Origin of the sequence: Lunatimonas lonarensis, from assembly GCF_000390185.1 — a bacterium.
Taxonomy (GTDB): domain Bacteria; phylum Bacteroidota; class Bacteroidia; order Cytophagales; family Cyclobacteriaceae; genus Lunatimonas; species Lunatimonas lonarensis.
On sequence record NZ_AQHR01000085.1, the window covers coordinates 69,137 to 83,741 of the forward strand.

The 14,605-nt window shown below is 46.0% G+C and carries 13 protein-coding genes; 11 read left to right on the forward strand and 2 right to left on the reverse strand.

From position 1 onward, the window contains the following. Positions 1 to 50: 50 nt before the first annotated feature. Complete coding sequence (locus tag ADIS_RS13060) at positions 51 to 461, forward strand: hypothetical protein (protein ID WP_010855016.1); 411 nt, start codon at positions 51 to 53, stop codon at positions 459 to 461. A 3-nt stretch (positions 462 to 464) separates the two neighbouring features. Here the strand turns inward: ADIS_RS13060 and ADIS_RS13065 are convergent, their stop codons facing one another. Next, positions 465 to 1,079 (reverse strand): histidine phosphatase family protein, encoded by a 615-nt coding sequence (locus tag ADIS_RS13065; RefSeq protein WP_010855017.1) that lies wholly within the window; start codon positions 1,077 to 1,079, stop codon positions 465 to 467. Positions 1,080 to 1,134: 55 nt separating this feature from the next. On the opposite strand from ADIS_RS13065, the gene ADIS_RS13070 reads away from it, so the two are divergent. From ADIS_RS13070 to ADIS_RS13115, 10 genes are all read left to right on the forward strand, one after another. Next, on the forward strand, positions 1,135 to 1,557 hold the full coding sequence (locus tag ADIS_RS13070) for a hotdog fold thioesterase (protein ID WP_035805937.1): 423 nt from the start codon (positions 1,135 to 1,137) through the stop codon (positions 1,555 to 1,557). 1 nt (position 1,558) lies between these two features. Then, on the forward strand, positions 1,559 to 2,770 hold the full coding sequence (locus tag ADIS_RS13075) for a chorismate-binding protein (RefSeq protein WP_010855019.1): 1,212 nt from the start codon (positions 1,559 to 1,561) through the stop codon (positions 2,768 to 2,770). Next, positions 2,767 to 4,443, forward strand: a complete 1,677-nt coding sequence (gene menD / locus ADIS_RS13080) for a 2-succinyl-5-enolpyruvyl-6-hydroxy-3-cyclohexene-1-carboxylic-acid synthase (RefSeq protein WP_010855020.1) — start codon at positions 2,767 to 2,769, stop codon at positions 4,441 to 4,443. The genes ADIS_RS13075 and menD overlap by 4 nt, the downstream gene beginning before the upstream one ends. Positions 4,444 to 4,585: 142 nt before the next feature. Then, the gene (locus ADIS_RS13085) at positions 4,586 to 5,467 is read left to right on the forward strand and encodes an inositol oxygenase family protein (RefSeq protein ID WP_010855021.1); all 882 of its coding nucleotides are present in this window, start codon (positions 4,586 to 4,588) and stop codon (positions 5,465 to 5,467) included. A gap of 122 nt (positions 5,468 to 5,589) precedes the next feature. Then, positions 5,590 to 7,164, forward strand: coding sequence for a solute:sodium symporter family transporter (locus tag ADIS_RS13090; RefSeq protein ID WP_010855022.1), 1,575 nt, complete (start codon positions 5,590 to 5,592; stop codon positions 7,162 to 7,164). A gap of 101 nt (positions 7,165 to 7,265) precedes the next feature. Beyond that, complete coding sequence (locus tag ADIS_RS13095) at positions 7,266 to 7,625, forward strand: hypothetical protein (RefSeq protein WP_010855023.1); 360 nt, start codon at positions 7,266 to 7,268, stop codon at positions 7,623 to 7,625. Between the two features lie 192 nt (positions 7,626 to 7,817). Then, complete coding sequence (locus ADIS_RS13100) at positions 7,818 to 9,035, forward strand: efflux RND transporter periplasmic adaptor subunit (protein WP_035805940.1); 1,218 nt, start codon at positions 7,818 to 7,820, stop codon at positions 9,033 to 9,035. A gap of 28 nt (positions 9,036 to 9,063) precedes the next feature. Further along, positions 9,064 to 12,225, forward strand: a complete 3,162-nt coding sequence (locus tag ADIS_RS13105) for an efflux RND transporter permease subunit (RefSeq protein WP_010855026.1) — start codon at positions 9,064 to 9,066, stop codon at positions 12,223 to 12,225. 49 nt (positions 12,226 to 12,274) lie between these two features. Further along, complete coding sequence (locus ADIS_RS13110; RefSeq protein ID WP_010855027.1) at positions 12,275 to 13,720, forward strand: efflux transporter outer membrane subunit; 1,446 nt, start codon at positions 12,275 to 12,277, stop codon at positions 13,718 to 13,720. Positions 13,721 to 13,875: 155 nt separating this feature from the next. Beyond that, the gene (locus tag ADIS_RS13115; RefSeq protein ID WP_010855028.1) at positions 13,876 to 14,121 is read left to right on the forward strand and encodes a hypothetical protein; all 246 of its coding nucleotides are present in this window, start codon (positions 13,876 to 13,878) and stop codon (positions 14,119 to 14,121) included. Positions 14,122 to 14,172: 51 nt separating this feature from the next. Here the strand turns inward: ADIS_RS13115 and ADIS_RS13120 are convergent, their stop codons facing one another. Next, positions 14,173 to 14,493 (reverse strand): Dabb family protein, encoded by a 321-nt coding sequence (locus ADIS_RS13120; RefSeq protein ID WP_238325441.1) that lies wholly within the window; start codon positions 14,491 to 14,493, stop codon positions 14,173 to 14,175. Between the last annotated feature and the right edge of the window lie 112 nt (positions 14,494 to 14,605).

Below are 14,605 nucleotides of genomic sequence, written 5' to 3' on the forward strand. Positions count from 1 at the left end.
AAGCGAAACCTTTCTTGTGCAAATCGGTTTTAATAATTAAATTTCCACCCATGAGAATCTGGATCGCCTTAATTCTTTTAGTTGGAGTAAGTTTTCTTTCCGAAGCGAAGGACAAGAAAGAGAAGACTTTTTTGATAATCTTCAACAGTGAAGAGCTCCGTTCCCACCAAACAAGCAGTGCTAAAATCGAATTGGTTTTTTTGGACAACTTTCAGACGAAATCCTATGCGGGAAATTCAGACGCCGCCCTTTTGATCACGGTGCCGTTTGAGGATTGGACTGAATGTGATATGGGTAAATCACTGATCATTCTTGGTGACAACCGAGTTGTGAAGTTGGAAGAGGTGGCATTTCGGATTATTGATTTAAAACAAACTGATGATCGATACGCAAACCTGCTGTCCAAATCTTCCGACGACGGAAAAAATGGAAAGAAAAAAACCAATCTCGTACGCCTTTAATCATTATTGATGTATTGGTGAACCGCGATACCCAATCAACTCGTACAAATCTCCTCCTTTATAGTCCAATTGGTAACAGCAAAGATTTTGATGTTGGAAATAGTCCATTTCGTGTAGCGGCTTACCCAACAAGAGGCACATAAGGATGCGTATCGCCCTTCCGTGCATGCAGACCAAGATATTCTCCCCTCCATTTCCAGTGATATGATCTATTGCGCGGGAAAGTCTATGCGACACTTCCAGTGGAGATTCACCCCCTTCGATCCGATAGTCCAACTGCCCCTCCGACCACCTGTTCAACATGGTTTGATAATGTTGATGACCATTTTCGTCCATCGGTATGCCTTCGTACTTGCCCCAACTTATCTCGTTTAAATCAGGCAGGGATAGTCCTGGAATGCCCATCTCCAAAAACGGCTGTATGGATTGTTTGGTACGAATTAAGCCGGAATAATACACGAGGTCAAAAGGAATGTGACGATTCTGCTCAAAAAACGCAGCTGCTTGTTTTCTTCCCGTTTCATTTAGCGGAGCGTCTATTCCGCTTCCCTGTACGACTCCACGGAGGTTGTAATCAGTCTGCCCATGCCGGACGATATAAATTTTTTTACTGCTCAAGATTTACCTATTTTTGAAACCAGGTTCAAAGAAAAAGCTTTTATACGACAAAAACATGATATTTAGGTCAAAACCCGATTTGGATTTTTTAAATAAAATGGGCCAAAACACCATGGTCGAGCACCTAGGAATCAAATTTACCGCTGTCGGCGACGACTATTTGGAAGCCACCATGCCCGTTACCGACAAAACCAAACAGCCGCTTGGATTGTTACATGGGGGGGCAAATGTGGTACTGGCCGAAACGCTCGGGAGTGTTGCAGGGATGCTTGTAATCGACCCAACCAAGCAGTTCTGCGTTGGCCTTGAAATCAATGCAAATCACCTAAAATCCGTAAGGGAAGGGGTAGTAACAGGCATCGTCAAACCCGTACATATTGGAAAAAATACCCAAGTTTGGGAAATCAAAATCCATACCTCCGAAAAAAAGCTTAGCTGCATCAGCCGTCTAACACTAGCCGTTCTGGAAAAAAAGTAATATGAGCACCGTTGCTGCAAAGAAAACCGTATCTGTTGTTGAATTTTTGGAGGCTATCTTCCTCTCCGCATTGGAAGGAGACGTTCAATTCGCTGTTTGGAGAAAACCGGGCACATCCAAAATAGAAGTCGTGTTGGATTCGAATGGAAATGCGACCCAAGTAATCCCTCACCTAGAGCAACTGCCGAGTGGCTTTATCCTCCACCCTTTTGCTGATACTAAATCCGCGTATTTTATTCCTGCCGAAACCTATTTTTCATTCGATTTAGAGGCAGATACAGCCTATGAGCTGCCCGAAAATCTCGTTAGCGGGTTCGATGAGCATTCATTCACCTCAGGTGAAACGATTCGGCAGCTCCTAAAAAAAAGGATTTCATCGGAAACGGGTGATACTAAAGAGCCAACCGCAAAGGAGGCTTTCCTCGCAATGGTAGAAGAGGCCAAGCAGGAAATACTGGTTGGGAAATTATTCAAAGTAGTGACAGCCAGAACAAAACACTGTCCCCTACCCACCCGATTTGACCTTGTGCAGACATTTTTGGCACTATGTGCTGCCTATCCAAACTCATTTGTGAATTTTTTCCGAATCCCAGGCATCGGAACTTGGCTAGGGGCCACTCCCGAATTGTTGATCCGAACCAAAGGAAAGCTTTTTCACACGATGGCATTGGCAGGCACCCAGCGTGCCGTTGGTGATAATCCGGTAAAAAACACTGCTTGGACCCAAAAGGAAATAGAAGAACAGGCATTGGTGAGCAGATATATTGTGAGCTGCTTCAAAAAAATCCGCCTCAGAGAATACGATGAAATAGGCCCAAAGACCAGCATGGCTGGAAACCTGCTTCATTTGAAATCAGACTTTTTTGTCGATATGAAAGCTACCGGATTTCCCGAACTTGGGACAGTGATGCTCGATTTGCTCCATCCGACATCTGCCGTTTGTGGTATGCCCAAAGAAACGGCCCACCAGTTTATCGAAACCCACGAGGGTTTTGAGCGAGGCTTCTTTGCAGGTTATCTTGGGCCGGTAAATATTGGCGGCGAAACAAGCATTTTTGTCAACCTTCGCTGTGGCCAACTGAGGGGAGACCAGGTGATCCTCTATGCAGGTGCCGGAATAACCGAAGATTCGGAACCCGAAAAAGAATGGGAGGAAACAGAAATGAAATGCGACATTATAAGGAGGTTCCTGCTTAAACCAGAACTGTCTTGATTCTACAGGCTATCAGTGATCTAGTAAGCATCGCTGCCCGTCATGGCATCCGAGAGGCTATTTTATCCCCGGGTTCACGGTGTGCACCCTTATCAATCGGCTTTATTAGACACCCCCAATTCCATTGCCGAACCATCTCAGATGAACGTTCTGCTGGTTTTATTGCGATGGGAATGGCCCAGCAACTGGACCGACCGGTGGTCATGGTATGTACGAGTGGATCGGCGGCCTACAACTATGCCCCGAGTGTCGCAGAGGCCTATTTTCAACAAATCCCCTTGTTGATCCTTACCGCAGACCGTCCACCGGAATGGATAGACCAATGGGACGGACAGACCATCCGACAAGCCGGGATTTTTGGCAACCATGTTAAAAAAAGCTTTGTGTTACCCGACTCATTCGAGCACGCCGACAAGGTATGGCATCTGCACCGGATTATAAATGAGGCAATAAACGAAGCAAACCGCTTTCCAAAAGGGCCTGTTCATGTAAATATCCCCCTCCGGGAACCTTTTTATCCCACAGGTGGAGAAGACGTTGATTTTTCAAGATGGGTTCAAGTGATTGACGATACGCCATCTCGCCCCATCTTTTCCAACACGCATTGGGACGGATTGGCGGCTGAATTGAACAAATTTCAGCATATTTTGATCGTACCCGGTCAGCAAAAACCTGCTCCTGAACTGAAATTGATTTTGCAGGAAATCCACCAATCGCACCGTGCGGTTGTAATCACTGACCTAATCAGTAACCTCCAGGGAACGCAGGGTATACGGCATCCGGATTTTCTTCTCCAGACGGCTTCGGACAGGGAAGCAATAAACCCAGATCTGATCATTTCATTCGGCAAAAGCATTCTTTCCAAGGCACTGAAACAGTATCTTCGCTCTTCTGAGGCCGAACAGTGGCATCTACAATGCCAGGGATACGTTCCCGATCCCTTTCAAAGACTCAGAAAGGTACTGCCGGTAGAACCAATTGATTTTCTCACCTGGTTTCGCTCCTGTTCACATACTCCCGCCAAGGCATTTGCTTCAAAATGGAATAGCGAAGAGTCAAGAATCCGGGAAAAGCTCCCGAACGCAATGAAGATGGCTGATTTCGGAGAGTTTAAAGCGATATATCACTGCCTAGCCCATCTGCCCAGCCCATCAAAACTCCATCTGGCAAATAGCATGGCAGTCCGCTATGCGAGCTTCCTGAGCATGGTACCGGAGGACGTTGAAGTAATCGCAAACAGGGGAACCAGCGGTATAGATGGCTCCAACTCCACAGCCGTAGGGTGTGCCCTTACCACCAAAGAACAGGTGACATTGATAACTGGAGATTTGGCGTTTTTTTACGACAGGAATGCCTTCTGGCACAATTACGACGTTCCCAATCTCCGAATCATCGTCCTAAACAACCATGCCGGAGGGATTTTCAGGTTAATAGAAGGTCCGAGCCGACTACCCGAACTAGAAGAGTTTTTCGAGACCAAACAAGCGTTAACAGCACAATCATTGGCGATGGAATTCAATTTCGAATACCTGCCTGTTCACCGGGAGGACTCCCTTTTGAATACCCTACCTGAATTCTTCCAGCATTCGATACGACCGAAAATTATCGAGGTTTTTTCCAGTTCTCCGGAAAATGCCCGAATCATTAAGGAAATAAAAGCAGGTCTAACCTAGCAAACGAAACCTGGCCTAATTCAAGGGTATTGGAGTCGTGAAAATTATTCGGGACAAATTCCAAAATAGTGAGTTATTTTTTGGTAATTTTCGAAACAGAAGCGGGTTTGGCCGTTAAATGTCCTAAAAACAACCTATATCCATGCAATCAAAATACACTGAAAACGAAAAAGCTCCTCTTAACAGCATTGAAGACTGGGAAGACGATCTGCTGGTTAGATATCCTGAGCCAAAGGAAAAGCAGGCGAAAGCCAAAGAAGACTATAGAAATTACCACGATTCTGAGCGTGTGGATACCGTGAGGGAATTTTACCGCCTGAATCATAAATACCAGACGTATGATTTCGTGGTAGATAAAGAAAACGAATTTTTGAAGTTCGAGAAAAAGGAAATGCCTTTTTGGGATGCTGTCGCCTACCTGAATACATTGGTGGACGATTCCGACCCCGATATTAATCTTGACCAGCTTCAGCATCTTCTTCAAACGTCGGAGGCGATTCGAGCAGATGGCCATCCTGACTGGTTTGTATTGACCGGATTTATTCATGACCTGGGCAAAGTGTTGTGCCTGTTTGGAGAGCCGCAATGGGCGGTAGTGGGAGACACCTTCCCGGTAGGCTGTAAGCACGCTGACGCCATTGTCTACCCTGAGTTTTTTTCCGACAACCCGGATTCAAACGACGAGCGGTATAACTCCAAATACGGGGTCTATGCCCCCAACTGTGGGCTTGATCAAGTGAAAATGTCCTGGGGCCACGATGAATACATGTACCAGATGATGAAGGACTACCTTCCTGAACCTGCCCTTTACATGATCAGGTACCATTCCTTTTATGCCCAACATAGGGAAAACGCCTACGACCATTTACTAAATGACCATGACCGCGAGATGTTCAAGTGGGTTGAAAAATTCAATCCGTACGATCTCTATTCGAAGGTTCCCGTTCCACCCGATGCCAAGGCATTAAGACCGTATTACGAAGATCTGGTAGCCAAATACCTTCCGGCTACGTTGAAGTTTTGATTTAGGATCCGTATTACCCCATGGGGTTATTTGAATTCTTCCAATCAACAACCAATACCTTTCCCCAAAGCGGTGCTGACCAGCCTCTTTGGGGAATTTTATAACCTAACCACCGTCCATTCATGCTTACCGTTCTATCTTTTTTGGGGTTTACCCTGTTTGTGGCATTTTTCTCTTGGTACAAGCTTAGGAAAGACGATATTAGCTCACGGGATGGGTACTTTCTTGGCGGCAGGACACTGACTGGAGGCGTGATCGCCGGGTCTATGATTCTTACCAATATTTCGACAGAGCACCTTATTGGAATGAATGGCTCTGCCTATAAAAACGGCATGATCATCATCGCTTGGGAGGTAACCTCGGCCATTGCATTGGTGATCGCAGCACTCTATTTTTTGCCCATCTACCTGCGAATGGGACTCACCACGATTCCGCAATACCTGGAATCTCGATACGATGCAAGTACAAAGGCCATAGTGGCATTTCTGCTTATGTTGTCGTTTGTCGTAACCCTACTCCCGATTGTACTATATACAGGGGCGATCAATTTGGAGAGCATCTTTAATGTTTCCGAAGTTTTGGGTGTTTCGAAAGGTGAGGGAATATGGATCACGGTAGCCGTCATCGGGGTGATCGGTTCAATTTATGCCATCTTTGGTGGATTGAAAGCCGTGGCTCTTTCCGATTCGGTCAATGCCATTGGCCTGGTCATTGGCGGACTCATGGTACCGGTTTTTGCACTTTGGGACATTGGGGATGGAAATCTGATCCTAGGCATGCAAAAGGTCTACGAGGTAGTACCGGAAAAATTCAATGTTATCGGTTCCGAAGATTCCGTGCTGCCGTTTAGCACCCTTTTTACCGGATTGATGATAAACCAAATTTATTTTTGGGGAATGAACCAAACCATCATTCAAAGAGCGCTTGGCGCAAAGAATATGGCCGAGGCTCAAAAAGGCCTGCTTTTTACCGGTATCTTTAAGATACTCATTCCATTGATTATCGTGTTGCCGGGAATCATTGCGTTCTATTATTATGGCAACCAATACTACGATGATCAGGATTTTATCTACCCAATATTGTTGGCCAAAGTCCTCCCGATAAGTCTTACCGGATTTTTTGCCGCAGTTGTATTGGGTGCCATATTGAGTACGTTCAACAGCGTGCTAAACTCTGCCGCCACCATCTTCAGTCTGGACATCTTCAAAAAATTCATTTCCCCTTCTGCCTCTGACAGAACGTTGGTACGGGTGGGTCGCAGCAGCTCCATTATCTTGGCCGTTACCTCCATATTCGTTGCTCCCCTAGTCGGAAATGCTCCAGAAGGATTGTATCAATTGATGCAACAACTCAACGGCATCTTTTTTATACCGATAGCCTCTATTCTGATCGCCGGATTCTTCATACCAAAGATTTCTGCCACAGGCGCCAAAGTAGGGTTAACCCTGGGGCTTTCCTTCTATTTGCTCACTACTTTTATCTTGGAAATCAACATTCATTTCATTCATATCTGGGGGATAGAGTTTGTAATCAATATGGTCGCGATGTACTTGGTAAGTATGAAATACCCGGCGACTATCGCCCCCATGCGGATGAACCAAGCCCAACTGGATCTTAAAGAGTGGAAATACGCAAAACCTCTCGCAATTGTTTTGGTAGCCTGTGTCGTTTTGATTTATGTTTGGCTGGCTCAATAATTTTTTGTTGGAAATGAAACTAAATATGGCCAAAAACTATTTTAAGTAACAAATGCATATTTATAACAGCCATTGATTAATTTTGCATTTTAATCAATAAAATGAAACGTTTGATTCCGTTTTTTTATAAAAATATCCTGACCAATTTTTTGGCGGCATTTCTTGTTTGCCTTTCCATTGCCGATGGAGAAGAAGCTGAGCATGAAATCATTCATTTTGATTTCCAAGTTTCAGAGGTTGAATATGACTACGTTGACTTCCCCGTTTCTCTAATCAGGAACAATACAGTCAGTTTTTCCAGTCTCCAGCGAATCGCTGAGGTAGCTTTCTTTTCGGTTGATTTCAGGCCAAGATCCCTGTACCTGCTTTCCGAGGCAACCCTCAACCAATTAAGTCATAATTTATTACATCCTTTAATTTCTAACCTTGTAAAGGTAGTCATTTGTAAGAACGCTCCCTGATCCCTTTTTGATTTTTGCTGTTGAATGTATAGCCTGGGCTTGCCGGAATCCCAAAATAGGAATTCTATCGTTGCTGCCTATCAGCGAATCCCATTTTGACAGCAATCGGGCTTTTTAGTTGATCATCTCACAAACTCATCGAGTTTCTTACTCATTCTACCTATGAAAAATTGCAATTCCCTATTAGGAACAATGGCATTAGTCCGTTCCTTTCAATTTATCCTTTTCCTGTCGCTTTCCGCTGGAATACTGTTTAGTGCCTGCAGTGCGGGGAACAGCAAGAACAATACAGAAAATAAACGACTGGAAGTACCGGTTCTGTCGCTGGATCAGATGACCATCGAGATTCCTCAAACCTATGTTGCCGACATTCAAGCACGCCAATTTGTAGAAGTTCGTTCGAAAATCGAGGGCTTTGTCGAAAAGATCTACGTAGATGAAGGCCAAATCGTAAAGAAGGATCAGCCGCTATTTCAGCTAAGCTCTACCGAATACAGCGAACTGGTCAATTCGGCCACTGCCAAACTCATGCAAGCCAAAGCAGAGGAAAAAGGAGCTTCGTTAGAGGTTGCGAGGCTAAAAATATTGGTTGAAAAAAACATATTTTCTTCCTCTGAACTGGAGCTGGCCCAATCCAAATTGGATATGGCGCGTTCGGCCATCATGGAATCCGAGGCCATGCTAAAAAACGCCCGCTTGGGTTTATCCTATACAACGATTCGGGCACCCTTTGACGGGATGGTGGATAGAATACCCTATAAAACCGGCAGCTTGGTCAACAGTGGAGACCTATTGACCAATATCACGGACATTCACGAGATTTTCGCCTATTACAAGATTACGGAAAACGAATATTTGGAATATATGCGGGGTCGAATCGATAAGGAAAATTTCAAAAAAGAATCAAAGCAGAACCTCAAGCATGCCCTGGAAGAAACACTTGAAGAAGAGAAAGAGGAAATCACGCTGATTCTATCCGATGGTCAGACCTATCAGCATACCGGCGAGCTGGAAACGATGGAGGCTGATTTTGAAAAAGGAACAGGGTCTATTGCGCTCAGGGTCAGATTTCCTAATCCGGATGGATTGCTAAAGCACGGTGCAAGTGGAAAGGTTCAAATGACCAAGCCATTGGAAAACATCTACCTGATACCTCAGAAGGCCACATTTGAGATTCAGGACTACACGTATATCTATTTGGTCGGACCGGACAACAATGCACAAATCAGGAGTTTTAGGCCAAAGGGAAGATATGGTTTATTCTATATATCCGATGATTTCAAAGTAGGAGATAGGGTGGTACTGGAGGGCATTCAGCTACTCAAAGATGGCGTGGCGATCAAACCAAGAGAAACCGGCGCAGAGGAGGTATACGGCTCATTGGAGACTCTTGCCCAAACATCATTCTAACCAGGATCATTTCTAATCTTTACATCCGATGTTTGATATATTTATCAAAAGACCTATTCTGTCCACAGTAATCTCTGTATTGATTACCCTTCTAGGACTGCTGGCGTTGATATCGCTTCCGGTGACACAGTTTCCAGAGATTGTACCGCCTTCTGTAACCGTTACCGCCAAATATACAGGAGCAAATGCCGACGTATTGACGAAGGCGGTCGCTACGCCCATCGAACGGGCCATAAACGGTGTACCCAACATGACCTACATGACCTCGGTAAATACCAATGAGGGCGTGTCCCTGATCACCGTATATTTTCAGGTAGGCACAGATCCCGACCAAGCCGCGGTCAATGTGCAAAACCGGGTCTCCACCGTACTCGATGAGCTGCCCGAAGAGGTAATACGTGCGGGCGTGCAGACAGAAAAGGAAGTGAACTCCATGTTGCTGTACCTCAACCTGATGACGACCGACACTACGCAAGATGAGCGGTTCGTATACAATTTCGCCGACATCAATATCCTGCCCGAGCTAAAACGGATAGACGGGGTTGGATTTGCGCAGATCATGGGTTTCAGGGATTACTCCATGCGAATTTGGCTAAAGCCCGACCGCTTGGTTGCGTACGGACTCACTCCCCTTGACGTAAACGCCGCTATCCGCAGCCAAAACGTAGAAGCTGCTCCCGGCAAATCCGGCATCAGTTCCGACCGGGAACCTCAAGCGCTTCAGTACGTGCTTAAGTATACCGGCAAATTCAACACCGAGGAAGAATACGAAAATATTACCCTAAAGGCACTTCCCGACGGTTCTTTGCTGAAGCTACGAGACGTGGCAGATGTTGAATTCGGATCTCAGGAGTACAGCATGGTGTCCACCACCGATGGGAGGCCGTCAGCGTCCATCATGATCAAACAGCGGCCAGGATCCAACGCCAGGGAAGTTATCCAACATATCAAGGATAAAATGGAGGAGTTGGAAGGCACTTCCTTTCCGCCCGGTATGGAGTACAACGTATCCTATGACGTTTCCCGCTTTTTGGACGCCTCTATATATGAGGTAGTAAAAACCCTTATTGAAGCGTTTTTCTTGGTATCCCTCGTTGTTTTCATTTTCCTACAGGACTTTAGGTCTACCCTTATTCCGGCGATCGCCGTGCCGGTATCGTTGATCGGCACCTTCTTTTTCATGAATCTGTTCGGTTTTTCGCTAAACCTCCTCACGCTGTTCGCGATGGTTTTGGCCATCGGTATCGTGGTCGACAACGCCATAGTCGTGGTAGAGGCGGTTCACGTGAAAATGCACAAGGAGGGCCTAAACGCTAAAGACGCCACGTTTGCAGCCATGAAGGAAATCGGTGGTGCCATTATCGCCATCACGTTGGTTATGTCCGCGGTATTTGTGCCCGCCGGGTTTATGACCGGGCCGGTTGGGATTTTCTACCGACAGTTCTCACTGACCTTAGCTATCGCCATTGTTATTTCTGGTATCAATGCACTGACCCTATCCCCTGCCCTATGCAGTCTGTTACTGAAGCCTGTACACCATGAAGGAAAAAAAGGATTGTTAAGCCGGTTTTTTACCGGATTTAACGAAAGGTACGACCGCTTTTCAGAGAAGTATGGCCGTTTTATCGGCGGCACGGCCGGACGCAAATCCCTAACCTTCGGCCTGCTGATAATTTTCTTTCTACTCACATTCGGAGCGGCAAGTATTCTCCCCACCGGGTTCATTCCCAATGAAGACCAAGGCATGGTTTACGTAAGCGTAACCACTCCTCCGGGATCTACCGTGGAGCGTACACAGCAGATCATGGACGATATCCAAGCTGCCCTATTGCCCTTTGAGGAAGTGGAAACCATATCGACCCTCTCCGGATTCAGTCTGCTGACGGAGACTGCGGGAGCTTCCTTTGGCATGGGGATGATCAACTTGGTTGGCTGGAGCGAAAGAGATCAAGGGGTAAATGAGCTGATTTCAAAATACCAAGAACGTACCTCCCACATTACCGGTGCTGAGATCCAATTTTTTGCCCCCCCGCCGGTTCCTGGATTCGGAAATGCCTCAGGATTCGAGTTGAGGCTTCAGGACAAGACGGGAGGATCCTTGGATCGAACCTCAGAAACCATCTCGGATTTCCTCGAAGCGTTAAATCAACGCCCTGAACTTAAGGAGGTTTTTACAAACTTCGACGCTAGTTTTCCTCAATACCTATTACGTGTGGACCACGATAAAGCCGCAAAACTGGGAGTGGCGGTGGATGAGGCGATGGATGTCCTTCAGAGCTATATTGGGAGTTTCTATTCGTCCAACTTCATCCGCTATGGACAGATGTACAAAGTGATGATTCAAGCACTCCCAGAATACCGCACCAACCCTGAGTCCCTACTTCGGATGTACACCAAAAACAATCAGGGTGAAATGGTACCCTACTCCAACTTCGTGACCATGGAGCGGGTATACGGACCTGAACAAATTGGCCGGTACAACATGTTCCTTTCGGCGATGATCAATGGTGACGCAAGCGATGGCTATTCCAGCGGGGATGCCATTCAGGCGGTAGAGGAAACCGCCTTGGCTGTACTGCCCAGAGGCTTTGACATCGAGTGGTCCGGGATTACCAGAGAGCAGATTGATTCCGGAAACCAGGCCATTTACATCTTCCTGATATGCCTGATATTCGTCTATCTTTTATTGGCTGCCCAATATGAAAGCTACCTGTTGCCATTCCCAGTAATTCTTTCACTCCCCGCGGGGGTATTTGGCTCCTTTTTGTTGTTGAAGTTGACCGGATTGGAGAATAATATCTACGCACAGGTTTCATTGATTATGCTGATCGGATTATTGGGAAAAAACGCCATTCTGATCATTGAAATTGCGGTGCAGTCGCGACAAAAAGGGTTGGGTATTTTGGAATCGGCGGTAAACGGTGCGGTAGAGCGATTGAGGCCTATCCTTATGACTTCCTTTGCATTCATCAGCGGCCTGATACCGTTGACCATAGCGTCGGGTGCAGGTGCTATTGGCAACCGAACCATTGGTACGGCCGCCGCCGGCGGGATGTTGATCGGAACCTTGGTGGGAATTGTCCTGATTCCGGGACTCTACTATGTTTTTGAGTCCTGGGCTACGGTACTGAAAAAACCGGGACATGAGAAAACCAGCGCTGCATTTCTACCCGAATTAAAAAATATCTGAGACTGGAGAAACGAACGGTAAACTCTGCTCATTGAAAAAATCAAACAAGATGAATTTCAAAGGATTAGCCCTATATAGCATATTGTTTATAGCATCCGCTATAATCGGATGTGTACCCAGCCGGGATGTAATTACATCCGCTTCGTTGCCTGAAAAATTTGATGTACCCCCATCGATTCCTGATAGCAGTACCTGGGCGCTGCTACACTGGAGCGAGTTTTTCAAAGATCCACATTTGAAACAACTGATCGAAGCCGGACTTAAGAAAAACCAAGAGGTACTGAAAACGCTCTACGCAATCCAGAGGACCCAAGCCAGCTTGCAACAGGCCAAGCTCGGAAGGCTTCCTGAACTCAATGCATTTGTCGGCACGGGTCTACGTAGATTTGGGGAATACACGATGGACGGCGTGGGAAATGCAGATTCCAATCTTTCCCCTACCGTACCCGAAGACAAAAAAATCCCAGATCCCTACAGGGATTTTAACCTTGGATTGGATTTTAGTTGGGAAATAGATATCTGGGGCAGGCTTGCCATGCAAAAAAAACAGGCCTTGGCGAGGTACCTTGAATCAGAAGAAATGTATGCCTTGGCACGAACCAACCTGATCGTCTCAATCGCCGAGAGTTATTTTCTGGCGTCAGGTCTTGCAGAGGAAATCCGGATTTTGGAAAAAAACATAGCCCTTCAGGAAAAGCAATTTGAACTGGGGAAAAGTTTGAAAGAAACCGGAAAAGACTCCCAACTATCACTGGATCAGTTTGAGGGTATCCTACTGAATTCCAGAGGCCTTTTACTTGATAAGAAAAAGATGCTGCAACAGGTCAACTTCTCGCTGATGCAGCTGACTGCGTCAACGGATCCGGATATAAAGATTGAAGCCCTCGACGCCACAGATCAGCTGCCCGAAGTCTTGAAACTGGGAATACCGGCGGATCTCCTAAGGCTGAGACCGGACGTGGTAGCCGCAGAAAGGAGTTTGGCTGCACAAAACCTTCAGGTTGACATAGCAAGAACTGCCTTTTTCCCAACATTCAATGTGGCAGCCATGGCCGGATTCAACGCATTCGACTTCGGAAGGCTATTTCTAACCCCTGCCTCTACGGTGTATCAATTAGGCGGGGGAATAGTAGCACCGGTTTTCAATCGAAAGCGAATACAGGCCTATTATCAAACGGCTAGAGCCGATCAACAGATTGCCCTCCTGGACTATGAACAAGTAGCATTGGCGAGCTATCTCGAGATACTTGGTCTGGTCAATGATTATCGATTCCTAAGCGAGCAATTGACCCTAAAATCCGAAGAGGTCGCAATCCAAAAGCGCTCAATCGATAATGCAGTAACCATGTTTAGGGTAGGCTATGCCGATTACTTGGACGTAATCAATTCGCAAAGCCGTTCATTGGAATCAGAGCTCTCCTACGTGCAGCTACGAATAGATCTTATGCAAAACTATAGCCAATTATTTCGGGCTTTGGGAGGAGGGAGAATGTGACGGACTAACTAGGCATTCCGGTGGGTGATAAAATAAGGTCTGCCAATAGCGGACAGGGATAACTTCGCCGTCACTCACTGGAATGACCAAAAACCATCCGAAACTACCCCAAAGGACGGGGCAAGTCAGGAACATTAAAAAACAATTATAGACACATGAAACCTAAAAACAATCAGATCAGGAACATCCGACAGTTGATTCAGCTGTTCCATAGCTACGGTATCCAATTAACCGGAAGAAAGAAGCTTAGGAGATTTCAAGACCAGCTAAAAATGGACGAAATATTTGTGCATGGTCTGATTTTTGAAGTAGAATACCTACTTCAAAAGGAGATTGAAGGTAACTGGGAGGATCTCAATTGTCCCAAAGACGTCATTGAACGAGCGCTGATTGAAAATTGACAGTGAACGTATGCGCCGATAGGTTACGTCGCATACGCTCACCTACAAAGATTATTTCGCCCAATAATCCACCACAGTCACATCGTCCAGATGAGGCAACAGCAGATCGACAAACTCTTTGTGGGCAGGATGGGGCAGGTAATCATCCCTGTCTTTTTCCGATTCAAATGTGACGAAAAAACAGTGGGTCAGACCTTTATTTAAACCCTCAGGGCTGTTGTTGGTACCCCACTCAAAATCTTTTATGAGGGAAATTTTATCCTTCAAAGCAATAAATGCCTCTTCGACCTTTTGTATATCCTCAGGTGATGATTCATCTTTAAACTTTAAAAGTACCACGTGTCTCAATAATGGCTTATCCATACTTGTCATTTGGGTTGGGGATTGAACTTCATCTTCATTCGTGCCGCTTTGTTGGGGATTACACGCCCACAACATAATGCCCGCAATTAAGATAGCTAGGGAATAAATAGAACTTCTGATC

Excerpts from the sequence above, each read along its gene's own strand:
- ADIS_RS13060 (WP_010855016.1), top strand. The coding sequence starts at position 51 with ATGAGAATCTGGATCGCCTTAATTCTTTTAGTTGGAGTAAGTTTTCTT.
- ADIS_RS13070 (WP_035805937.1), top strand. The coding sequence starts at position 1,135 with ATGATATTTAGGTCAAAACCCGATTTGGATTTTTTAAATAAAATGGGC.
- ADIS_RS13075 (WP_010855019.1), top strand. The coding sequence starts at position 1,559 with ATGAGCACCGTTGCTGCAAAGAAAACCGTATCTGTTGTTGAATTTTTG.
- ADIS_RS13085 (WP_010855021.1), top strand. The coding sequence starts at position 4,586 with ATGCAATCAAAATACACTGAAAACGAAAAAGCTCCTCTTAACAGCATT.
- ADIS_RS13090 (WP_010855022.1), top strand. The coding sequence starts at position 5,590 with ATGCTTACCGTTCTATCTTTTTTGGGGTTTACCCTGTTTGTGGCATTT.
- ADIS_RS13095 (WP_010855023.1), top strand. The coding sequence starts at position 7,266 with ATGAAACGTTTGATTCCGTTTTTTTATAAAAATATCCTGACCAATTTT.
- ADIS_RS13100 (WP_035805940.1), top strand. The coding sequence starts at position 7,818 with ATGGCATTAGTCCGTTCCTTTCAATTTATCCTTTTCCTGTCGCTTTCC.
- ADIS_RS13105 (WP_010855026.1), top strand. The coding sequence starts at position 9,064 with ATGTTTGATATATTTATCAAAAGACCTATTCTGTCCACAGTAATCTCT.
- ADIS_RS13110 (WP_010855027.1), top strand. The coding sequence starts at position 12,275 with ATGAATTTCAAAGGATTAGCCCTATATAGCATATTGTTTATAGCATCC.
- ADIS_RS13115 (WP_010855028.1), top strand. The coding sequence starts at position 13,876 with ATGAAACCTAAAAACAATCAGATCAGGAACATCCGACAGTTGATTCAG.
- ADIS_RS13120 (WP_238325441.1), bottom strand. The coding sequence starts at position 14,493 with ATGACAAGTATGGATAAGCCATTATTGAGACACGTGGTACTTTTAAAG.